At 40.1% G+C, this 23,716-nt stretch carries 17 protein-coding genes, 3 pseudogenes and 1 riboswitch; of the genes and pseudogenes, 14 read left to right on the forward strand and 6 right to left on the reverse strand.

Annotated features, from left to right (window positions below; translation table 11 throughout):
- Window positions 1–307: 307 nt before the first annotated feature.
- From DWX68_RS10525 to DWX68_RS14935, 9 genes and pseudogenes are all read left to right on the forward strand, one after another.
- Complete coding sequence (locus DWX68_RS10525) at window positions 308–3,313, forward strand: response regulator (protein WP_347475187.1); 3,006 nt, start codon at window positions 308–310, stop codon at window positions 3,311–3,313.
- Between the two features lie 153 nt (window positions 3,314–3,466).
- Entirely contained in the window at window positions 3,467–4,642 is a 1,176-nt protein-coding gene (locus DWX68_RS10530) for an ATP-binding protein (RefSeq protein WP_118629395.1), read from the forward strand.
- 16 nt (window positions 4,643–4,658) lie between these two features.
- Window positions 4,659–4,814, forward strand: a pseudogene (locus DWX68_RS14930) (23S rRNA (uracil(1939)-C(5))-methyltransferase RlmD); the annotation flags it as partial.
- 20 nt (window positions 4,815–4,834) lie between these two features.
- Window positions 4,835–5,524 carry a response regulator transcription factor gene (locus DWX68_RS10540; protein WP_118629397.1) on the forward strand — a complete coding sequence of 230 codons (690 nt, stop codon included), beginning with the start codon at window positions 4,835–4,837 and terminating at the stop codon, window positions 5,522–5,524.
- Window positions 5,500–6,765 carry a HAMP domain-containing sensor histidine kinase gene (locus DWX68_RS10545; RefSeq protein WP_118629399.1) on the forward strand — a complete coding sequence of 422 codons (1,266 nt, stop codon included), beginning with the start codon at window positions 5,500–5,502 and terminating at the stop codon, window positions 6,763–6,765. Before DWX68_RS10540 ends, DWX68_RS10545 begins: the two co-directional genes overlap by 25 nt.
- A gap of 113 nt (window positions 6,766–6,878) precedes the next feature.
- Window positions 6,879–7,553, forward strand: coding sequence for an ABC transporter ATP-binding protein (locus DWX68_RS10550; RefSeq protein ID WP_118629401.1), 675 nt, complete (start codon window positions 6,879–6,881; stop codon window positions 7,551–7,553).
- Window positions 7,550–9,994 carry an ABC transporter permease gene (locus DWX68_RS10555; RefSeq protein ID WP_118629403.1) on the forward strand — a complete coding sequence of 815 codons (2,445 nt, stop codon included), beginning with the start codon at window positions 7,550–7,552 and terminating at the stop codon, window positions 9,992–9,994. Before DWX68_RS10550 ends, DWX68_RS10555 begins: the two co-directional genes overlap by 4 nt.
- A gap of 266 nt (window positions 9,995–10,260) precedes the next feature.
- Window positions 10,261–10,569 (forward strand): hypothetical protein, encoded by a 309-nt coding sequence (locus DWX68_RS10560; RefSeq protein WP_118531176.1) that lies wholly within the window; start codon window positions 10,261–10,263, stop codon window positions 10,567–10,569.
- Window positions 10,570–10,591: 22 nt separating this feature from the next.
- Window positions 10,592–10,748: pseudogene (locus DWX68_RS14935) on the forward strand (IS4/IS5 family transposase); the annotation flags it as partial.
- A gap of 78 nt (window positions 10,749–10,826) precedes the next feature.
- Here the strand turns inward: DWX68_RS14935 and DWX68_RS10570 are convergent.
- The 5 genes from DWX68_RS10570 to DWX68_RS10590 all read right to left on the reverse strand — a co-directional run bounded on the left by DWX68_RS10570 (window position 10,827) and on the right by DWX68_RS10590 (window position 13,039).
- On the reverse strand, window positions 10,827–11,342 hold the full coding sequence (locus tag DWX68_RS10570; RefSeq protein ID WP_118629405.1) for a GNAT family N-acetyltransferase: 516 nt from the start codon (window positions 11,340–11,342) through the stop codon (window positions 10,827–10,829).
- A gap of 53 nt (window positions 11,343–11,395) precedes the next feature.
- Window positions 11,396–11,839, reverse strand: coding sequence for a GNAT family N-acetyltransferase (locus DWX68_RS10575; protein WP_118293969.1), 444 nt, complete (start codon window positions 11,837–11,839; stop codon window positions 11,396–11,398).
- Between the two features lie 79 nt (window positions 11,840–11,918).
- A complete protein-coding gene (locus DWX68_RS10580) occupies window positions 11,919–12,455 on the reverse strand; it encodes a TIGR00730 family Rossman fold protein (RefSeq protein ID WP_107001131.1) in 537 nt (178 codons plus the stop codon).
- A 33-nt stretch (window positions 12,456–12,488) separates the two neighbouring features.
- Window positions 12,489–12,770: a type II toxin-antitoxin system YafQ family toxin gene (locus DWX68_RS10585; RefSeq protein WP_118629407.1), complete on the reverse strand. Its 282-nt coding sequence runs from the start codon at window positions 12,768–12,770 to the stop codon at window positions 12,489–12,491.
- Entirely contained in the window at window positions 12,767–13,039 is a 273-nt protein-coding gene (locus DWX68_RS10590) for a type II toxin-antitoxin system RelB/DinJ family antitoxin (protein ID WP_107001129.1), read from the reverse strand. The genes DWX68_RS10585 and DWX68_RS10590 overlap by 4 nt, the downstream gene beginning before the upstream one ends.
- Before the next feature lie 135 nt (window positions 13,040–13,174).
- Here DWX68_RS10590 and DWX68_RS10595 point away from each other — a divergent pair.
- Window positions 13,175–13,309, forward strand: a pseudogene (locus DWX68_RS10595) (cell filamentation protein Fic); the annotation flags it as partial.
- Window positions 13,310–13,525: 216 nt separating this feature from the next.
- Here DWX68_RS10595 and DWX68_RS10605 read toward each other — a convergent pair.
- Entirely contained in the window at window positions 13,526–15,448 is a 1,923-nt protein-coding gene (locus DWX68_RS10605) for an ATP-binding protein (protein WP_118629409.1), read from the reverse strand.
- 585 nt (window positions 15,449–16,033) lie between these two features.
- Here DWX68_RS10605 and DWX68_RS10615 point away from each other — a divergent pair.
- The 4 genes from DWX68_RS10615 to DWX68_RS10630 all read left to right on the forward strand — a co-directional run bounded on the left by DWX68_RS10615 (window position 16,034) and on the right by DWX68_RS10630 (window position 23,705).
- On the forward strand, window positions 16,034–16,366 hold the full coding sequence (locus tag DWX68_RS10615) for a helix-turn-helix transcriptional regulator (protein ID WP_182432174.1): 333 nt from the start codon (window positions 16,034–16,036) through the stop codon (window positions 16,364–16,366).
- 134 nt (window positions 16,367–16,500) lie between these two features.
- Window positions 16,501–16,576, forward strand: a riboswitch (cyclic di-GMP riboswitch).
- Window positions 16,577–16,670: 94 nt separating this feature from the next.
- Window positions 16,671–18,515, forward strand: a complete 1,845-nt coding sequence (locus DWX68_RS10620) for an ABC transporter substrate-binding protein (RefSeq protein WP_118629413.1) — start codon at window positions 16,671–16,673, stop codon at window positions 18,513–18,515.
- 146 nt (window positions 18,516–18,661) lie between these two features.
- Window positions 18,662–20,827 carry an ATP-binding protein gene (locus tag DWX68_RS10625; protein ID WP_243027702.1) on the forward strand — a complete coding sequence of 722 codons (2,166 nt, stop codon included), beginning with the start codon at window positions 18,662–18,664 and terminating at the stop codon, window positions 20,825–20,827.
- Between the two features lie 49 nt (window positions 20,828–20,876).
- Complete coding sequence (locus tag DWX68_RS10630; RefSeq protein WP_118629415.1) at window positions 20,877–23,705, forward strand: transporter substrate-binding domain-containing protein; 2,829 nt, start codon at window positions 20,877–20,879, stop codon at window positions 23,703–23,705.
- Window positions 23,706–23,716 lie beyond the last annotated feature (11 nt).

Consider the following 23,716-nt stretch of genomic DNA (forward strand, 5'->3'; position numbering starts at 1 on the left):
CTTTTTGTATGCAAAAATGGGTAACAAAACTAGCAGGGACAGGTTTTCTGTATACAGATAAAAGCAGGATGAAGAAGGCATAAGACGGAGAGAGGACTTTTATAAAATGAAAAATTATGAAGACAAAATATATTCCTTAGGTGAGACTGTAACGGGGCAGATACAGGCCATGTCACAGGCCGTACAGAAAACACTGGAAAATAATGGCGGGGTAGGTATAATGACAGGATCTTATGACCAAAACCTGTCTATTTTGTCTGTGGATAATCTGCTGTTGCATAGTACAGGATATACATTCGATACTTTCATGGAACAGACAAAAGGTTCATTGAGAAACTTCTTTTATGACGCGGAAGATATACTGGAGCGAGACCGTTTTTTGCAGCTTCACGGAACAGGGGAAGCACAAATCATTGCAGCAAACGGTACAGTGAATAATGTACGGCTTTGTAAAGAGGACGCGACAGATGAGGCGGGCAGACAGATCTGGGTAATGTCCGTACAGGTCAACTGGGATCATGTAAATTTGGCATTGCTCAATGAAGCTATCTATTCCGGCTTCTGGTATTTTGACTGTGATGAAAACAGTGAGATTGTGAATGCAAACTGGAGTCATGAATTCCGAAAAATACTCGGCTATCATGACACTCTGGACTTTCCGAATAAACTGGAATCCTGGTCAGATCTTCTGCATCCACAGGATAAAGAAAGAGTAATGGTGCAGCTTCAGGCGGCAATTAAGGATAAGACGAACCAGATAAAATACCAGGTAGAGTATCGTATGAGAATGAAGGATAATCAATACCAGTGGTTTCGGACATCGGCAGAAGTAATACGCCGTCTGGATGGTTCTGCCAGCAGGATTGCCGGGATTTTTATTAACATTGATGGGGAGAAAAAAGAAATCATGCAGGCACAAAAATCTGCTGCTTTCCACCGGGCTTTTACGAAAGCAGATCTGTGCGAGTATTATGTGAATCTGGAAGCGAATACTTTTGATACCTTTAAGGTTGAACCGTCCCTGATGACCGTCTTTGAACAGAGTTATACATGGGATGAATTGATTCGGCATTTTGTGGATTCCTATGTTGTGGAGACAGATAAGAAGGCGGTATCCTCTTTTTACGACCGTGGTTATATTGCAGAAAGGCTGAAGGGTCTGGAAACCGAATTGGCTTTAGAGTGCCGTATCAATCTGAATGGAGAAGAACGATGGGTCCGCAATGTGGTCATACGTGGCGAAATAGAGGATTCAGAATATGCCATGATTTTTCTGCGTGATATCACAGAGGCAAAGGTAGAGAGCGCACGGCATCTGCAGATGGCAACGGATAATGCTTCCATGGAGCAGTTGATTCAGAGTATTGTGCGTCTGGTTGACCGCTTTGTTGTCTGTGATCTGGAAAATGACAGATATGAATTCTACAATCTGAATGGACAGATGATATATAAACCTCTGGGATTTTATCATGATTTTCAGATGCAGGTTCTTGAAAAATATAAGACACTGGAATCATTAGAAGCTATAGATATCCTGATAGCCCCGGATAATATTCGGAAGAAACTGAAAAGTGAAAATGATATTTATAAGTTTGAGTATTGCAGCCTGGATGAAAAGACTTATAAAATCGCTTCTTATATTCCCTTGGAATGGAAGAATGGAAAGCTGGAAAAAGTATTGCTGACATCCATGGATGTGACACAGGAGAAGAAAGCAGAGATTGAATCCCGTCAGGCACTGAAAGAGGCTTACCGGTCCGCAGAAAATGCAAATCGTGCGAAAACAGAATTCCTTTCCAATATGTCCCATGATATCCGGACACCAATGAATGCGATTGTGGGTCTGACGGCAATCGCAGGAGCAAATGTTGAGAGCAAGGACAGAGTCATTGAATGCCTCGGCAAGATCACAGAATCAAGCCGCCATCTGCTGGGGCTGATCAATGAAGTATTGGATATGGCACGTATTGAAAGTGGAAAAATGACACTAGCACAGGAAGATTTCAATCTGTCAGAGCTGGTAGATAATCTTATTACACTTACGAAACCGGTGCTTGATGAACATAAACATAATTTTGATATACACATCAATCATATTGAACATGAGGCTGTCTGTGGTGACAGCTTGAGGATTCAGCAGGTATTTGTGAATCTGATGAGTAATGCGATCAAGTATACACCGGATGGTGGAAATATTACTTTTTCGATAGAGGAAAAACCCAATGGATTTTCAGAACTTGGATGCTATGAATTTACGATTGAGGATAATGGAATCGGTATGTCACCGGAATTCCAGAAAATCATGTTTGATCCGTTCAGCCGTGCAGATGACCACCGGACAACCAGAGTTCAGGGAACCGGTCTTGGAATGGCAATCAGCAGAACTATTGTGAACCTGATGAATGGCACTATTAAAGTGGACAGTACCTTGCACAAGGGAACTAAAATCACAGTAACAATTTATCTGGAGCTTCAGGAAAAAGAAAAAGAACAGGACAAAAATCTGATGAATCTGTCGGTTCTGGTAGTGGATGATGATAAGACATGCTGTGAAAGTACAGTTGCCACACTGAAAGAAATCGGTATTACAGGTGAATGGGTTCTTTCTGGCAAGGAAGCTGTTGAACGTTGTTATGCACGTCATGAGCTAAAAAATGATTATTTTGCTGTTATCCTGGACTGGAAGATGCCGGAGATGGATGGTATAGAAACTGCCAGACAGATCCGGAAACGGATAGGAAAAGAGATCACCATCATTGTATTGACATCCTATGAATTCAGCGAAATTGAAGAAAAAGCAAAGGCTGTAGGTGTAGATGCTTTTATTGCAAAACCGCTGTTCCGTTCCCGACTGACGGCTACACTGCGGCAGTTTACTTCAGGCAGAAAAGAAAATACAGCGAGAAATTATCTGGAGAAGCTGTCCGAAGCAGATTATACAGGAAAAAGGATTCTGCTGGTTGAGGATAATGAGTTGAACAGAGAAATTGGTGTTGAAATTTTGCAGATGACAGGGGCAGAAGTGGAAACAGCAGAAAATGGGAAAATCGCAGTTGAAAAAGTGGAAGCTTCTCCGGAAGGATTGTATGATCTTGTTTTTATGGATATCCAAATGCCTGTCATGAATGGTTATGAGGCAACTGCAGCAATCAGGAGCCTTCCGGGTGAAAAGGGAAAACTGCCTATTGTTGCCATGACTGCCAATGCTTTTGCAGAAGATGTACAGCTGGCCAAAAATACAGGCATGAATGGGCATATCGCGAAACCGCTGGATATGAATAAGCTGAATGATGTTCTGGAAAACTGGCTGTAATTGTCTTCCTGGATGTATGGGAAAAGCAGCTAGGAAACATAGAGAGGGTTTTGTTATGACAGAAACTAAATATATATTTTCGAAGCAACCGCAGTCCATGGCAGTTTTGGTTTTTATAACCGTGCTGCGGAAGCAGCAAAGCGGGAAGCCGAAATGAAAACAAGGTTTCTGGCAACTATGAGTCATGATATACGTACACCACTGAACGGTATTATCGGTATGGTAAATATGGAAAATCAGTACGCAGATGATTCACAGATACAGCAGAAGATCAGAGAAAAGGTAATGGAATCCCTGAAATATCTGGTGTCTCTGGTAAATGATGTGCTGGATATGAATAAACTACAGAGCGGAGATTTGAAGGATCAGCAGCTTTTGTTTGATCTGACAATGGTACTACGGGAATTGAACCAGATTTATGATGAGCGGGCTGCCAAGAAAGGCATCCGGTATGAGATTGACTGGAAAAATGGTACATACAGTCACAGCGCTCTGGTTGGAAATCCGGTATATCTTGGAAGAATTCTGTCGAATATTATGGACAATGCCATAAAATTCAGTCAGGCGGGTAGTGTGATTACGGTCTGGGTTGAGGAAGAAACTCTGGATGATGGCAGAGCAATTTTCACTTTCTACTGTAAAGACCAGGGTGTGGGTATGAGTGAAGATTTTATTGCACATGCTTTTGATATGTTCTCTCAGGAAAGCAAGACAAGCAGATCCAGGTATGAAGGCACCGGACTGGGGCTTGCAATTACGAAGCAGCTCGTGGACAGAATGGATGGAAGTATTGAACTGAAGAGCAAAGCAGGTGTCGGGACAACAGTTATTGTAAAAATTCCGTTCAAAATTGGCACACAGGATAAAAACAGTAATTTATCAGATAAGCCAGTAAGCCTTGATGATTATTCGGTAGAAGGCATGCGGGCATTGGTTGTGGAAGACAATGAGTTGAACATGGAAATTTCCAGATGTATACTGGAAGACAGCGGTATGGAAGTTACATGTGCAGTAGACGGGCAGGAAGCAGTTGAAATCTTCGAGAAATCTGCACCGGATTATTTTGGGGTAATTTATATGGATGTTATGATGCCGAGGATGAATGGTCTGGATGCGGCAAGGACAATCAGGGAAATGAAAAGAAGGGATGCCAGGAGGGTTCCGATCATTGCAATGTCTGCAAATGCCTTTGCAGAAGACATTATCAACAGCCGGCTGGCTGGAATGAATGTTCATCTTGCAAAGCCGCTGGATGCGGAAAAAATGATTGTTGCCTTAAAACAATGCATGGCAGATAATAGCGATGTAAAACTGCACGAAGATTTGTAGGAATAAAAAGACAGAGCATCTGTATATTTCACAGGTAAAGAGAAAATGCGGAATTGAGGTTGGAAAGAATTATAATTTATCTAAAAATGAAGATAGTAGGCAGCCACAGTGTCCAGAAGATAAAGAGAGTGCAATTGTGGAGGCATTGAAGCATTTTAAGATGAATAGTTAATAAAGAGAGGTGCATATGCTATGCCAGGTATACTCGTGGTTGAAGATGATGAAAATTTAAATCGTGGAATTACATTTTCACTGAAAAAATCCGGATATGATGTTTTTTCAGCAGAATCAGTGAAAAAAGCGAAAAGAATTGCAAGTGATAATAATGTGGATGTTACCATTTGTGATGTGAATCTTCCGGATGGGAATGGACTGGAATTTGTAAGGTGGATGAGATGCAATTATAATACATACATTATTTGTCTTACAGCACTAGATCAGGAGATGGATCAGGTCATGGGATATGAAGCAGGGGCAGATGATTATATTACAAAGCCGTTTAGTCTTTCGGTACTTCTTTTGAAAATAGAAGCACATTTCCGCCGCAGACAGGAGAAAACGGAAGCCGGAAAGATGATTTCGGGAGATATCGTATTTATCGCAGGAGAAATGAAAGTCCTGATAAAGAGTCGTGAAATCAGTCTGACAAAAACGGAGTTGAAAATGCTGACTTTTTTTCTGCAGAATCCGAAACAGATTCTTTCAAAAACACAAATATTGGAAAATGTGTTTGATCTGGAAGGGGATTTTGTGGATGAAAATACAATCGCTGTCAATATCAGAAGACTCCGTGAGAAAATCGAAGACAATCCGGCTGCACCGGTCTATATAAAGAATATCAGAGGTCTTGGGTATATATGGAATCAGGAGGTAAGGCAGTGACAAAGAGATATCGCAAGAAGATTACAGTAGTGCTCTCCTTGGTATTACCTGTCATAGTATTGTTTGCAATATTAAATGGCTTTACCACGTATGTGTTTTATGAAGATTATAAATATAAAATGAATCTTATGACAGACATTGTTGCAAAGGAAGAATTTTCCGGGCTGGATGCTGTTTCGGAATTGCTTAAGGATAAGGATATTGAAACCAACGAACAGGGAAGGCGATTATTGGAGCAATATGGATACTGGGGGAATAAAGGGAATGCATTTTATTCGCAATTCCGGCATCAGGTTATGGTGACCGGTGCTGTAAGCACTGTGATATGCGTGCTTCTTTTGATTATTTTATTTTATTGGAAGAAGACAGAAGATGCGTGTCATCAGAAAATATTAGACCAGTTGGAAGAAATTCTGATCAGATTCCGTGAAAATAAATTTGATGATTTACTGAAAACGGAAAATCATGCAGAACTGGAAAAATTGAATGATCAGCTTGAAGCAATCGGACATCATATTCAGTTGCTAAAGGAAGAAGCACGGGCAGAAAAAGAGAGCACGAAAGAAATGGTTTCTGATATTTCTCACCAGTTAAAGACACCGGTTGCAGCTTTGGATACATGTTTTAGTGTGCTGATGCAGAATGATTTAAGTGCCACAGAACAGGAGGAGTTTCGTATCCGTTGTCGGAGTGCTCTGGATGGACTGGAGACATTATTGCAGTCGCTTCTTGAAATATCCAAGATGGAAACTGGACTGATTCAGATTAATAAGAAAAAACTTCCGCTTATGGATACTGTCATATCTGCTGTGAACCGCACTTATCCTAAAGCGGATGAGAAAGAAATTGAATTCGTTTTTGACTATGAAAAAGAGCTGGAAACATGCACGATTATGCAGGATAAAAGGTGGCTTGGTGAAGCTGTGATCAACGTTCTGGATAATGCGGTCAAGTACAGTCCGTGTGGTTCAAAAATATTTATCCGGTTACAAAAAAGAAACGATCTTGTAAGAATGGAAATTGAGGATCAGGGAATTGGTATTCCGCAGAATGAGTATCACAAAATTTTTCAACGATTTTACAGAGGAAGTTCCAAGGAGGTCATGGAAAAGAGTGGTACAGGAATCGGACTTTTTCTATCGAGAGAAATTATCGAAAAACACGCAGGTACGATTACGGTAACCTCCGGCAAAAAGAAAAAAGGAAGCACGTTTGTGATTCAATTACCATATGTTGGTTAAATTTTAAGTGAGCAGAAATCTTACAATTCTGTAAGACTTCTGCTCGTTTTTTGAAAGTGAAATGAAAGATTGCCCTGATACAATTTGGATGTAAGATGAAAAGGAGGCAACACATGAGTGTGATATTAGAAACCAAGCAGCTTTGTAAGTTTTATGGCGAAGGTGAGAATCAGGTCAAAGCGGTCAATCAGGTGGAGATTCAGATTGAGCAGGGAGAATTTGTCGCAATTGTTGGAAAGTCAGGTTCCGGTAAAAGTACATTACTTCATATGCTTGGAGGGCTTGATACCCCGACAAAAGGCAGAGTTACTTTAGCAGGGAAAGATTTATACAGGATGAAGGAAGATGCCCTTGCTGTTTTCCGCAGAAGAAAAATCGGATTTGTTTTTCAGGCATTTAATCTGGTTTCATCTGTTAATGTCTGGGAAAATATTGTACTGCCACTGGGGCTGGATGGAAGAAAAGTGGATGAAGCGTATGTAAATGATATTATTGTAACTCTGGGGATTGAAAACCGGATTTATAATCTGCCAAATCAGTTATCCGGAGGACAGCAGCAGAGAGTAGCAATTGCAAGAGCACTGGTGAATCGTCCGGAAATTATATTTGCAGATGAGCCGACAGGCAATCTTGATTCTAAGACCAGTGATGAGGTAATTGCACTGCTTAAAATGACAGCAAAAAAATATGGTCAGACGATTGTAATGATTACCCATGATGACGAAATCGCACAGGTCGCTGATCGCATTCTGGTGATTGAGGATGGACAGGTGGTGGATTTCAGATGAAGACAATAAGCAGGATTGCACATAGCAATGACAAAAAGAACAAGACAAGAAGTATACTGATCATGATGTCCATATGTCTGACTACGATGCTGCTTGTTATCATCAGTACTGTGGGAAATGGGGTAATTCATTTACAGAAAAGTCAGGCGGCAGGCTCATATGGAAGCAATTATGGTCTGTTTGTTTCCGCAGACGGATCGCAGTTAAAAGAAGTAAACCGCCGTGCGGAAATAGATGCTACAGGCACTATGTGCACCGAAGGTATCATAAAAGGCAATGAAAAAGGCGGGTTTGTCTGCATGGATGAGACTGTAAAAAAAATGCTTCCCTATAATAAAGAATATGAGTTAAAGGAAGGAAAGTATCCGGAAAAAATGCAGGAAATTGCCGCAGGAAGAGCATTTTTCCGTGCAATGGGGTATGGTGATGCAAAAGTCGGGGATACGGTGACATTGGATTACCGCGCAGGGATGCAGTCAGAATATAAGTCGGAAGAATTTGTTGTCAGCGGAATCCTATATGATCGGGATGAGTATACCATCGAGGCATCTTATGTTGCTTTCGGGTCACAGGAGTTTTATGATGAGCACGTCGCAGAGAATGACAGACAGTATAATATTTATTTTACTTTAAATGATTCTGCAAATGTATCTATGAATAATATTGATTCGGTTATAAAGCAGATTGCAGCAGCTTGTGGGATCGAAGAAAAAAACGTTATAGTCAATGATCTCTATTTGCAATGGGTCTTGCAGCCGAGTTATGAAACGATTGCGGTATGCGGGGGTTTGATTCTTGCAATTGTACTTTTCTCTGTTGTGGTCATTTATAATATTTTTCAGGTCGGTATTGCCAACAAGATACAGGAGTATGGAAAAATCAAGGCTCTGGGAGCAACAAAAAAGCAGATGAAACAACTGATCTTCAGAGAGGGCATTTTTTTGACAATTTTTTCAATACCGGTTGGATTGCTTCTGGGCTTTCTGATTGCAAAATGCGGTTTTAACTGGCTGGTAGAACAGGGGAATCTTGTATCAACCGGAACTGACTCTATGGGAGTTCAAAATCAGCAGGTGCCTCTGTTTTCCCTGCCTGTTATGTTTCTCTGTATTTTCGTATCATTTCTTACCGTTGCTTTGGCACTGCGTAAACCAATGAAAATTGTTTCACGGATTTCACCTATCGAAGCAACACGGTATTTAGAAAATGCAGAAACACACAAAAAAGGAAAACGAAATGGCAGAAAAAATGTCACCGTGTTTTCTATGGCAATGGCAAATGTAATGGGTAACCAAAAAAGAACCATTGGTACCATCCTCACACTGGGGCTTTCCTGCGCATTGTTTGTGATTATTTCTAATTATGTGGGAAATATTGACACGGAGCATGAAGCACGTCTTTCCGTTAATCATGGACAATTTGAACTGCAGCTTGACTATTCTGCTGAGTATGATGAAAGATATCCGGAGAATAATCTGGATACGATTCTGACGGATAATCCATTGAATGATTCGCTGATTGAAGAAATCAAAAGCATTCCGGGAGTGACAGATGTCATGACGAGAGAGATTGTCTCTGTAAATCTGAATGGAACAAGATTTCCGGCTGCTGTTGTGAGTAAAAATGATTTTGATTTTATGCGCCAGGACGGGGATATTGGCTCTATGGACTATGATCAGGCGGTAAAGAATGGTGATATTTTCTTTGGCTGGTCGACGTGGATGGAACAAGATGGATATGCTCCGGGAAAATCCATTGCATTTGACTTTGAGAATGGAAGTGGAACTTATACCTATCAGGGAAAGATTGCAGGATCCTTTGTAAGTGCAGACACTTATCTTGTCATTCCAGAAGGTGTATACCGTTCCATGAATCCGAGAGGAACAGCCTATGGCTATCTGTGGGTGGACTGTGACAAAAAAGATGTGGCATCTGTGGAGCAAAATCTGAATACATTGATTTCTAATACTTCGCATATAAAAATGGGTACTTATCATGCGCAGTTACAATCTGCAGAATTCTCAGCTCGCACGATGAAGCTTGGCTGTTATCTGTTTATGGCGGTTGTAGGATTCATCGGTTTTATGAATATGGCAAACACCATGATCATGAATATTACGATAAAAAAGCAGGAGTATGGTGTATTACAGGCTGTGGGTATGACAAATAAACAATTAAATTTATGTCTGCAGTTACAGGGACTGATTTTTACGGTTGGCACCATATGTGTAGCACTTGTCGTTGGTCTGCCACTTGGCTACGTGCTCTTTGCCTATGCAAAGCATAATGGAATATTTGGAATGAATGTCTATCATGTTCCAATTACACCAATTCTTGCTATGATTTTGCTGGTCAGCCTTTTGCAGATTGTGCTTTCCTGCGTTTTAAGCAGTAATCTGAAAAAGGAAACGCTGGTAGAAAGAATAAGGTATCAGGGATAGCAAGTAACCAGGCTGTCACTCGGACAATGAGTGACAGCTTGGTTTGCGAGTATACGTCAAAAGATTCTGTGCCCTTGTATTTTCCCTTATCAGAGTTCGTAAACTTATATGGGAATATATAACACAAGGGAAACAATAAGGGAAAGCTCACCTGCGACAAATCCAGTGTTTTCAAGGGTTTGCGAAGAATTTAATAACAAAATATAACAGTTATTAAATCTCTTAAAACAGGTGAAATCTCAATCGGAATTTGATGAGGTGATAATATGAGCAAAAGTAAGAAGTTGACAAATAGGATTATTGCTGTCCTATTGATTGTTTTGGGTCTTATATTGGGTGGCACATGGAATAGCGCGAAGTATTGCATTGGAGATAAAATTTTTATCGCCTTAGGTATATCTCCTTGGTCAAATGGTTCAAGTGGAACACATTATCCTGCTATTATTGGTAGTTTTGTTATTTTGGCTGGAATAAGTATCTTGAACTTAACTTTGCAAAAGAAAACTCGTCTGTGGATTTGGACTGCTGTTATTCTATGCTTTATTTTGTTTAATTTGTTTTTTACCTATATGTAGTAGATGATAACTTCCAGTTTGGCTTTATAAAGAGAGAGATTTAGTAGAAAACTACTTTCTCAAATTAAAAGTGTTTCGCCGAATAGCTTGACCACAACATAGCGACACGTTATGATAAACTTGATTCCACTTTTCTGGGTTTTGTATGCATCGTCTCAATATTAATTTGGTTAAAATGAACAACTCAAAATGTTTTTCAAAGACGCTCTAGGACAATTATATCATGGGCTTTACTAAGCCTATTACAAACTGGAATTTCATAGACGCATTTGCTTTTTAAACGCAAACATTCCCTCGTTTCCATCACCGACAAAATCGTCCGGTGTATCCGGCATAGGATGTTTTTCATTAAAAAACTCCGTAATATGAAAGCCGCAGACATTCACATAAAAATGAATGTTGCGCTTATCAAAGTACGGCGTACAGGTTTCCCATACTTTCGTGTTCGGATATATTCGTTCCAATTCAAACCATATCTTCTTACCGATACCATTGCTCTGAACTCCGTTCTTTACAAAAAGCAGGTCAAGATGGTTATGCTGTGTACTCTCATTGATAACAACAACAGCACCACCCACCATTTCTCCATCGACAACGGCTTTATAGACAACAGAACCCTCCGCATTCAGCGACTGGTCAATGTCCTTTTCAGGTAGAATAACAGCATCTGTTTTCCCGAAAGCATCTTCAAAACCTTTTTGAAATGCTTCCTGCATATCCGACTTGTATTGCGTTAATTCTTTTGGTTCTATACAAACTAATTGGAAGGTCATTTTATATCTATCTCCTCAAAAATACCGATTTTCTTAATTCTACATACTGGAAGTTATAAACATCTTTGCAAATATATCATATCTATCAACTGTACACCGCCCTCATAAATTGGGTGGTCATAATTGTCAGTAAAGAAATTGGGAATCTTGTGAGAACGAACAAACCCACATTTTTCATAAAATGATATCGTCAATGGACTGTCACCTGTTCCAACTTGCAAAACAGAATATTCATCTGCATATTTACTGGCAAGAAAATCAATTAGTGCTTTGCCATAGCCCTTTCCCTGATTTTCCGGATCGACTGCGATATTCTTGATTTCAAGTATTCCATTACCTTCATCGGTAACAACACATTCTGCTTTTTCATCATTGTCTTCAAGCACATACATAGTACCTTTTTCAAGATAGCGCTCAACCATGCTCTCCTGTTCATCAGCTAATAACAATAATGATATAAATTGCTTTTTATTTTCGTTCACTTCTCGGATTTTCATATCCATTACTCCGTCAAATTGGAATTGATCGTGCTCTGTCTTTCGCTAATGCAACTCCATTTTACTGTGAAAACATAAGTTATGCCCGTCTCAAGATTCGCTTTATATCATCCAGATTTTCAACAAAAAAGATTCCCTCCTGTCGCTCGTTAGAAGATAATCCTTTTTCAATCATATGATTTAGAAGTGCTTTCAAATCATCGTAGTAACCGTTCAGGTTGTAGAGAATGCAGGGTGCCTCCAGATGTTTCAAAGACACCTTCGACATTACCTCTGCAATTTCCTCCAATGTTCCCGTGCCGCCCGGGAAGGCAATAAAGGCTTCTCCTAACTCAATCATTTTGTTTTTTCTCTCAGACATATCCTTAGTCACAATCAGTTTTGTCAGTCCATCATGTTGAAACTCATTTTCAATAAAAAAATTCGGCTCAACACCCGTAACATCACCGCCTGCCTTCAATACACTGTCTGCCAATGCTCCCATTAAACCACCTTTAGAACCACCGTAAACAAGTGCATTTCCACTGTTTCCAATCCATGCCCCCAATTCCTCAACTGCTTTTCGTAAGCATGGGTCATTTCCTTCGTTTGCCCCAAGATAAACTGTTATATTCATTGAAAATTTCCTCCTACAACTTCCGATTTGTACTTATTTCTTAAACAGCTCAGAATGTGAACCAAGGCGATAAAGCATCAAAAGAAGAACTTCTCCACGAATCTCATAAATAAGCAGCCAGTCTGGTTCGATGTGACATTCACGCGTGCCTTTATAGTTGCCTGTAAGATCCTGATCTTTGTATTTTGTTTCCAGCGTACCGCCATTCGCCAGAATATCGATTACCTCAAACAGCTTATCAAGATTTTTATTTTGCTTTTTGGCAAGCTTCAAATCCTTTTTAAATTGATTTGTAAACTGAATGTTGTATTTCATACATCGAGAGCTGCCTTAAGCGCATCCATACTGGAATAACGCGGAGCAGAAGGATCCGTCATCATTTTTCTGCCTTCCTCAATGGCAGCGGCTGTGGTATCATTCGGTACTTCCAGTTTTAATTCAAAAGGAATACCATGCTCACGGATAGCGGTTCTCAGGAATATATTTACAGCAGTTGTCATATTCAGACCAAGCTCATTGAAGATTTCCTCCGCCTGATCCTTGATTGCCTTGTCTGTACGAATATTTAAATTAGTTGTTGCCATACAGAACACCTCCATTCAAGTATAGTATATGCATAAATTCGGGTGATATCAATACAATGTCATTATACAAGCTGTGAATTTTCTGTTAAAATGCATCAAAGCCCTTCTGCGTAGCAATCTGCGAATAGACTTTGTATCAAGAAGATTTATGCTGATTCAGAGCTTGAAGAAGATTCAACTATTCGGAATTTCCGAATAGTTCAAAACGAAGGTTCTCGTCAGGTCACACGCGATACCAAACACTATAACCTTCAAATGATCATTGCCGTAGTATGATATCGGATAAGTTGCCGGAGGATATTCAAAAGATGTACGATCACGCACATAAAGAATAAAGAAATGCCGCATATTTGCCCTTTAGAGACAAATATACGGCATTATTAGTATTCAAATGGAATGAAGGTTTAGTTTGTGGGTATAGAAAAAGCACCGTCCAAATAAACCTTGAACGATGCTCTGATAGTTAGCGGATTGTTGCTCAATCTTCTATCTCTTTATATTTTGTTTTATTGCAGTGGTCACTGCATCTATATTGAATGGCTTTGAAATGTGTCCGTTCATTCCAGAATCCAAGGATGCCTGTACATCTTCCTTGAAAGCATTTGCAGATTGTGCGATGATTGGAATTTTCGCAGCGTCTGGGCGCTCCTTGCTCATTGCACGAATTGCCCTTGCCGCCTGATGCCCATTCATTTTAGGCATCAGGACATCCATTAGAATCACATCATATGTGTCTGCTGGATTGTTGGCAAAACAAGCAACTGCGTCCTGTCCGTCTACTGCACGAGTTACATGCATACCTGCTTCTTCGAGCAGCGTGATTGCCAATTCCGCATTCAGCTCATTATCTTCTGCGAGAAGAACCTTTACTCCATTAAGGCTGACATCCTGTATCAGATTCAGCTCAGGTATCTGTTTTGGGTCTGCAAGTTCCATAGGAATTTCTACTGTAAAAGACGAACCACACCCTTTCTTGCTGTGAACCGTAATTATACCGCCCATCAGTTCTACATATTGCTTGGAAATTGCCATTCCAAGCCCCGTTCCGGCATAATGTGTTCGTGCGCCGTTATCCTCCTGTGAAAAGGGTTCAAACAGCCTTTTTTGAAATTCTTCACTCATACCAATGCCATTGTCTTTTACCGCATAACTGCTTACAATATGCCGTTCGTCTATGCCCGGTTTGATACTAATTTCAAAAGTAATCGTTCCGCCATCTTTTGTAAACTTGACCGAATTGCTCAGAAGATTCGTCAATATCTCACGAATTTTTGTTGCATCCGTCAGAACATAAAGTTCTTTGGGGATGTTGCGATGTATCTCAAATGTTAAATCACGATTCAGTAGGAGTCCATCCACGATAGCAATCACATTATCTATTAGGACAGGCAAATTCTCCGGCTCAGGTGAGAAGCTTACCTTTCCGTTCTCGATACGGCTAAGATCCAGTACATTATTCAATAACAACAGCAGATGCTCTGAACTTATTTTTACCTTTTGCAGACTATCGTGAATTTCAGATACATTTGTCTGGTTCAGTGCAATGTCCGTAAATCCGATAATAGCATTCATAGGTGATCGAATATCATGTGACATGTTAAGTAAGAAGGATGATTTTGCTCTGTTTGCGGTCTCTGCTTTTTCCGCAGCCTCGCGCAACAAAATCGTCTGTTCAATTTCATCTTCTCTTTTTCTTTTGTAGCCGATAAAGCAGACAGCACAAAGCAAAAACAGCACACATCCTGCCATAGCTCCAACATAAACGGATGCTCTTCTTGTTCGCTCTACAAGCCCATTCACAGACTGCATATCCATTTCAATGCATAAAGCACCAACTATTTCATCCGAATCGCCCGTTATAGGATAACAGGCTGTGAAAATAGGACCCCATGTCGTATCAACAATGTTCTGCGAATACACCGTTTCTCCTGAAAGAGCCTTGTTAATATACGGAATCATTTCATCCTCAATATAGTCTCCCGGATGTCTGACATCTCCTGCGTTGGGATCCAGACCGTCCACCACATAGATCAGCCTGTTTTCTTCATTTCGGGTGGCGGTGTATAAATATCTGGTTGAATTCAGCGTTCGAATTTCATTTAGAAACGAGGAAACCTCGTGATACATTTCTGTATTTTCATCAGATTGATGGCGGAGCGTGGCAAATTCTTCTCTTCCGATTTTTTTATTTACCAATTTATGAATTGCATCTGCATTTTCCATATCACGTTTGAGTTCCGTTTCAAGGGCGATATCTGTATACGATTTTTGCAGAATATATGTATATGCTGATGCCAACAATGTGATTGAAAGCGTCAAAATTGCAAATAAACCTATGGAAAACTTAGTAAATCGCTGCTTTAACTCCTGAATGTCTTTGACTGACTTCTTGTCTGCTTGTGTTTTCATTCAATTTGACTCCACTTTTTATTTCATAGAAATATGTGGAAGGGGCTGATGTAAATACCGCATCTGCAGAGCGTGCATTTTTCCATCAGCTGATTCGCTTTTCAGATTTATCCTTTAATTGTTTCCTTATCCGTTCGGATGTTCAGATTTGTTGCTGACATACGCACAACTTCCACATGGTTTACAGTATACTTACATACTCATGTTACATCAATATAGTGTCATTATATGAGCTGTGAACTTTCTGTTAAAAGGCATCCATGTCAGATTGTGTAGCCATCTGCGAATAGCCTTTATATTCATCAGAAGGGTGATCCCTCTGGGATGGGGATTTATCCGCGGATATGCGGCTTTGCGGTATGAGAAGGTTTATTTTTTTGTTTGGGGTTTCAAACTTTTATGTGACAAACATAACTGTCTGTGTTATTATAAAAATGATATAAGCGAAAATGACTTTTGCGGAAACGAAAGTATCTTTATATTTTTTTATCCGTATACTTCCCATGATGGGGATAAATACTTGCAAAGTTGATTACTAATATTTTTTCATTATTACAGGTACAATAAGAACATGTAATAGCGGAAATGAGGTATAGTTACTTGCAGATAGAGAAGTATATTGCGGATAAAATAACATCTTTATGTGAAAAGCGTGATATCAGTAAATACAGATTATCGCAGCTGTCGGGAATTTCCCGGTCGTCACTGGGAAGGATCATGGCGCAGGAAAACCTGCCGTCGCTGATCACACTTGAAAAAATATGTGCAGCTTTGGGCGTGACATTATCGCAGTTTTTTCAGGAAGGTAATTCAGAGAATCTGACAGAAAAACAGAAAGAAGTTCTAGGGATATGGAACGATCTGAATGCAAATGAGCAGGAAACAGTAATGTCAATGCTTCGTGGACTTCGGAAGTAGAAGAACAGTTCGAGTATATATATCGGCTGTTCTTTTTTTGTTTTCAGGCGTTAAAACGGTAATGTTTTTCTTGTGTACAGTAGAGCGCTATAGTATAATAAAACCAGTTTTTTGCATAAGTTTAAAAGCTATAATAAGGAAATCGGCAAACCAGATGAAAGTCTGGGACGCAAAGCTACAGGGCCTGTAAAATGGCAGCCAGTTGCATAAAATGAGGTGCACTGTCTGTCTGACAGTGCTTTTTTGTGGTGTTATTTCATAGGCGTAACTATAATGACTTTATCAGGAAAGAAAGAGGTAAAGTATGAAAAAGGCAAAACGTTGTCTGATAGCAGTGGTGTCAGGTGTACTTGTAGCAACTGCTGTCTTGTCTGGATGTGGACAGTTAAAGAAAGAAGTATCTAAAAACGATGATCATATTACCGTTTATCTGTGGGAAAATCGTTTGATGAAAAATATTGCACCCTATATCCATGAACAGTTTCCTGATCAGGATATTGAATTTATTATTGGGAACAATGATACCGATTTATACAGTTATTTTAAAGAACATGATGAATTACCGGATATCATAACAGTACGTCGATTTTCTGGAACAGATGCACAGGACTTACAGCCTTATCTTATGGATTTTGCTTCTTATGATGTTGTTTCTAAGTATTATTCCTATGCGGTGCAATATTATAAGAATGCGGAGGATGAAATCCAGTGGCTGCCAATCTGTGGTATTCCTCAGACGATCATTGCCAACAAAACACTGTTTGATCAGTATGGCATAAAGATTCCAGAAAATTATGAGGAATATGTACAGGCCTGTCAGCAGTTTTATGATAATGGCATAAAACCGTATTCCATGGATCTTGGTGAAGACTGGTCTAATAATGAAATCATCCAGGCAGCGGCAATCGGTGAGTTTACAAGCCTGGATGGTATTGAATGGCGAAACGGTGCAGAGACTGCAGCGGATGAAGTGAAGTTTGATGATACATTATGGAAACGTATTTTTTCAGAAACCAGTCAGTTTCTTAAGGACTCGCATTTTGGCAAAGAAGATATCAATATTGACATCAATACAGGAACCCAGATGTTTGTCGAGGGAAAATCAGCAATGTTTCATGGACATCCGACGGTTATGCAGCAGCTGCAGAAACAGATGGATGCGGAGCTGATCCGTATTCCTTACTTTTCACAGACATCGGATGAATCCTATGTGTATATGACTCCGTCATTAAACATTGCATTTAACAAAAACCTGGAAAAAGACCGGGAGAAACTGGATACTGCACTGGATGTGCTGGATTGTATGATTTCAGAAGAGGGGCAAAAGCTGATTGCGGATGGAAGCGGTGTTATTTCATTGAATACAGATGTTCCAACCATGATGCAGGATGTACCTGGACTGGAAGAGGAAATTAAAAATAATGCTGTTTATATCCGATATTCCGCTCAAAAATCATTTGATGCAAGTCTTGAGGCTGTTCACGGATTACTGTCAGGGGAAATGGATGAAACACAGGCTTATGATACTTTGCGCAGTGTAATGAATCGTAAAGTTCCGGAAGAAAAAGCAACGGTGAATTTTGAAAATGAATATTCCATTTCACTGAACGATAGAAATGGCCGTGATTCAGCATCTTCCATTTTAACTACGATCAGAGAAGAAAATGATGCACAGCTGGCTCTGGCACCATATTATTATTTCACTTCTTCTATGTATAAAGGAGAATGCACCAATAGCCGGGTTGGCATGATGACAGCAAAGAGTTCAGATACAGCATTATATTTTACAAAAATTAGTGGTAAACAGGTTTGTGAACTCGTGGAAAATTATTTCGCCGATGCGGATGAGAATTTTTATGTAACCAATAAATACGAATTACCAATTGCATCCGGTATGAAAATTATCGTCAATCAAGCGGAAAGTGGATTTTCATTAAAGGACTTGACAGTTAATGATAAGAAAATAGACAAAGAAAAGGAATACTCGATTCTTCTTACAGACACCACAATGTCTGTTTTGAAAAAAATAAATCCGAAATGTGAGATTGAGCAGCTTAAAGATACAACATTATCAAGTGCATGGATCGAAGCAATGTCAAAAGGACAGCAGCCGTCAGCACCGGAAGATTATATAGAGGTTGAACAGTAAAAGTGAAGATAGAACAAACGGTAAATAAAAGAAAAAAAATAACAAGGCTGTTGCTTATACTACTTATTATTCTTTTAAGCGTAGTTTGTATAAAGTATCTTATAAGTAAGTCTAGCAAGTATATCAGTGAAAATGGAAAAAGCAGTATGGGAGCTGTTGTTGAGCAGATGCAGCAGACCTATGATCTTCAAGTGAGTGGGTACTACAGCCAGCTGCAGTTGGTTAAGGAATTTTTACTTCATGAGAGGGAGCTGTCTCTTGAAACGGATATGAACAAAAGTTTCTTTGAAGCATGGGAAAAAGAATCGGAAAGTACACTTATATTCCTTCGGGAAAATGGTCAGGCAATATCAGCAGGTGGAACAAAAATGCGGATTGATATGCCAAGTAAATTTCTGCTGGACTTAAAGAATGGATACAATATTGGAAAACTGGTGCGTGTTGATTATGATCAGAAGAAAAAAGACGGTTATCTGGTTGCGATTCCATGTCAGGAATATACTATCAATGGGGAAACTTATACGGCAATTGGAAGCGTGTATGATCATTCGAAACTGGATTCCATGTTAAAACTGAAAGGTTATGACGGGAAAGCATATTTGTTCATTCTGGATAATGACGGAAATATTACGTATACGAACCAGAGTGGTGATAAATACCTGCGTAATTATTCTCTGTTAAAACATTTAAAAGGAGAACAGGCTATTACAGAAGAAGAGGCTGATTTGTTCAAAAAGAAGTTTAATAACAGAGAATCCGGAGTTGCACTTTTGGGAAAACAGAACCCCTATTATCTGGGGTATTGCCCGATAGAAAGCAACAACACCATTTTGGTATGTATTGTGGAAAGGGGAGTTGTTGACAATGTGCTGAGGGATTACCAGAAAACGGTGTTGTTTACAACAATACTCATGGCAGGTTATATATTTTTACTTTTTGCCGGATTATTCTACAGTATTTCCAGACTTAGTCTTGCAGATCAAAAAGCAGAATATGAAAAAAGAAATAATGAACTTCATTTACAAACAATGAAGGAAATGGAAGTAGTCAATCAAAAACTGAAAAAGGCAAAGAACGTTGCAACAGAGGCTTTGCAGACAGCTGAAAATGCAAATAAGGCGAAAACGGATTTCCTGTCTAATATGTCACATGATATTCGTACACCTATGAATGCAATCATTGGTATCACATCTTTGATCAGACATGATGCAGGTAATAAAGCAAAAGTTATAGAGTATGCAGAAAAAATAGACATTTCATCACAGCACCTGTTAGGAATTATCAATGATGTTCTGGATATGAGCAAGATTGAGGCAGGAAAAACAGTCTTCAAGTATTCTGACTTTTCTATTCTGGATCTTGTACAGGAACTTGACACTATATTTCATACTCAAATATATGAAAAGCAGCAGACCCTTACAATCATAAAAGAAAATATTCAGCATGGGTGGGTGAATGGGGATCAGGTTCACCTGATGCAGATTTTCAGCAACCTGCTTTCCAATGCAGTGAAGTATACCCAGGAAGGTGGGGAAATTCAGTTCTTTGTAGAAGAATGTGAGACAAAGTCATCTGTCTATGCAAAGTACCGTTTCTTAGTTAGCGATAATGGTATGGGAATGTCAGCAGATTTCAAGGATACAATTTTTGATGCGTTTACCCGTGCGGAAAGTTCCCTTACAAATAAAATACAGGGAACCGGACTTGGAATGGCGATTACTAAGAATCTGGTTGAGGCAATGGGAGGTACCATTGATGTGGAGAGTGAATTGGGACAGGGAAGCTGTTTTGAGGTTCTCTTGGATCTGAAAATTGCAGAGGATAGAACGGTTGCTCTGGCGGCACAAGAAGAAACAGATGAGCAGGATGGAAATATTCTGCAGGGAATGAAATTCCTGTGTGCAGAGGATAATGAGTTGAACGCGGAGATCCTGATAGAACTGTTAAAGATTGAAGGTGCGGAATGTACCATTTGTGAAAATGGCGAAGAGATTTTGGAAGCATTTGAACAGTCTGCTCCAGGTGATTATGACATGATTCTGATGGATGTGCAGATGCCTATTATGAATGGTTATGATGCAACGAAGGCAATCCGCAGAAGCTCCCATGAAGCGGCAAAGAAGATTCCAATCATTGCAATGTCTGCCAATGCATTCTCGGAGGACATTCAGAATTCTCTGGCAGCCGGTATGAATGCACATATTTCAAAACCGGTTGAGATGAAGGTGCTGGAAAAGACGATCAGAAGCATAAAATCTGGTGGGGGGGGGGTACCGAACCGCAGGTCACTAAACAGTGACAAATGGATTTGATGCGGCAGTGCAATTTTATTAAACCAGGAGGTTGACCAGGAGATTTAATATGATTTCGAGAGCTAAGAAATATGTGGCAGTGTTACTGACTTTTGTATGCGTGTGTATAATATTTTCTCCCCAGACTGCATATGCAGCCGAGGACAGTTCGCAGCATGAAACTGTCAAAGTCGGTTTCTTTGCCATGGATGGTTATCATGTGATGGATGAAGAAGGCAACCGCAGCGGATATGGCTATGATTTTCTTCGTCTGATGGCCCGTTATTGGGATGTAGATTACGAATATGTCGGATACGATCAGAGCTGGGATGATATGCAGCAGATGCTTGAAGATGGCGAGATCGACATGGTAACATCTGCCCGCAAAACACCGGACAGAGAAGAAAAGTTTGATTTTTCACGTCCCATCGGAACCAATTATGGGATGCTGACCGTCCTCAGTGACAACAGCACGATTGTGGACGGCAATTACAGCACTTACAACGGTATGCGTGTGGCGCTTTTGAACGGAAACACCCGGAATGAAGAGTTTGCGGATTTTGCAGACAACAAAGGATTTACATATGTTCCATCTTATTTTGATACGACCGCAGAAATGAAGGAAGCCCTTCAGAGCGAAAAAGTTGATGCGATTGTTACCAGTTCTCTGAGAAAAACAAACAATGAGCGAATCGTGGATAAATTTGGCAGCAGCGATTTCTATGTCATTGTTAAAAAAGGTAATACAGAATTGCTGAATGAGATCAATTATGCAATCGACCAGATGAATGCAGTTGAGGGTGACTGGAAAACGACACTTTATAATAAAAATTATGAAAGCATCGAAACTAAGAATCTGGAATATACGGAGAAAGAAAAAAGTATTATTTCACAGTATTCCAAGGACAACCCGCTTCATGTTCTGTGTGATCCGACCCGTTATCCATATTCTTATAATGAAAATGGTGAGATGAAGGGTATTATCCCGGATTACTTCCGGAAAATTGCAGACTATGCCGGGATTTCCTATGAGTTTCTTACACCTGATACCAGAGATGAGTATATTGCTTATCAGAAAAATACGGAAACCACAGATATGAGCATCGATGCACGCCTGGAAACAGATAACTATGCTGAAACGAAAAAATGGGGGATTACTGCACCTTTCATTACGATGCAGCTGGCAAGGGTGACACGGCGTGACTTTGATGGAAAAATTAATGTTGTTGCTACTGTTGACCAGACAGCATCAAAGTCAATTGAAGATGCAATGGCACCCGGTGCAGAAAAGCTGATGTGCAGTACCCGACAGGAAATGATGGAAGCTGTCCGTGAGGGTAAAGCAGATGCTGCCTTCGTCTACTATTACATGGCACAGGCGTTTGTGAACAGTGACACTACGGGCACCATGACATATACTCTGCTGGAGCAGCCTACATTCACCTACCGCATGGTAATTTCATCAACTGAGAACCATGCGCTGGCTGGTATTCTGACGAAAGCAATGTATGCCATGCCACAATATCTTATTGAAGATCTTGCAGCACAGTATACTACACACAAAGCAACAGAGCTGACATTTGTTGACTGGATCCGTCTGCATCCTGCTGTTACTGTTTGGGTTCTTCTTATTTTTGGATGGCTGCTGACTGCTATGGCTGTGATAATGGTGCGTCTCAGTGCAAGAAAAAAAGCGCAGAAGGCGGCCCAGGAGAAAGCTGAGGAAATGGCGGAATTGGCAGAGCATGCACAGGCTGCAACCAAGGCAAAAACAGCATTTCTGTCACATATGTCCCATGATATGAGGACACCGATGAATGCAATCATAGGATTTACCGGTATTGCAATGAAAAACAATCCGTCAGACGAGGTGAAAAATTGTCTGGAAAAGATTGACGAAAGCTCAGAGCATTTACTGTCGCTGCTCAATGATGTATTAGATCTGACCCGCATCGAAAGTGGAAAAGTGAAATACAATCCGGTACCGGCGGATGTGAAAAACATTACAGATTCTGCATTGGATATTACAAAAGGCTTTCTTACGAACAGGGATATCAACTTTAAGATTCAGCGTGAAGAAGCAAAGATTCCAAATGTACTTGCGGATCCTGCACGCCTGCGTGATGTGCTGGTCAATATTCTGAGCAATGCCGTAAAATACACTCCGGATGGAGGGACGATTACATTTGAAGCCCGGTGTCTGGAAAAGGGCGGGGATGGATATATAAATATGCGTTACCGCATTTCGGATACTGGTATTGGCATGAGTGAGGAATTTACAAAAGAAGTTTTTGAGGAATTTGCACAGGAAGATTCCGATGTGAGAACGCAGTACCATGGAGTTGGACTGGGGATGGCTATCGTAAAGAAGTATGTAGATATGATGGGTGGAACCATTTCCGTGCAGAGTAAAAAGCATGAGGGAACCACATTTACTGTGGATATTCCTTTGAAAATTACAGATAAGGAATGTAATAAGTCAGACACAGGTATTTCTGAAAAGGTGAATCTTACAGGTGTGAATGTCCTTCTTGCAGAGGATAATGAACTGAATGCAGAGATTGCTGCCGTGCAGTTGGAAGAGTTCGGGATGAATGTAGAAAGAGTTGTGGATGGAAAGAATGCTGTTGAGATTTTCAGAAATCATCCGGAAGGCACATTTGATGTAATCCTGATGGATATCATGATGCCTGAAATGAATGGTTATGAAGCAGCAAAAGCAATCAGGGCAATGAATGACAGACCGGATGGAAAAAACATTCCTATTATAGCAATGACAGCTAATTCATTTGCAGAAGATGTTCAGGCATCACTGGATGCAGGAATGAACGCACATTTGTCAAAGCCGATTGTGATTGATGAAGTTATAAAAACGATTTTAAGGTATGTATATAATTGATTAGCAGGGGT

It is taken from the genome of Clostridium sp. AF20-7, assembly GCF_003479275.1.
Classification (GTDB): domain Bacteria; phylum Bacillota; class Clostridia; order Lachnospirales; family Lachnospiraceae; genus Otoolea; species Otoolea fessa.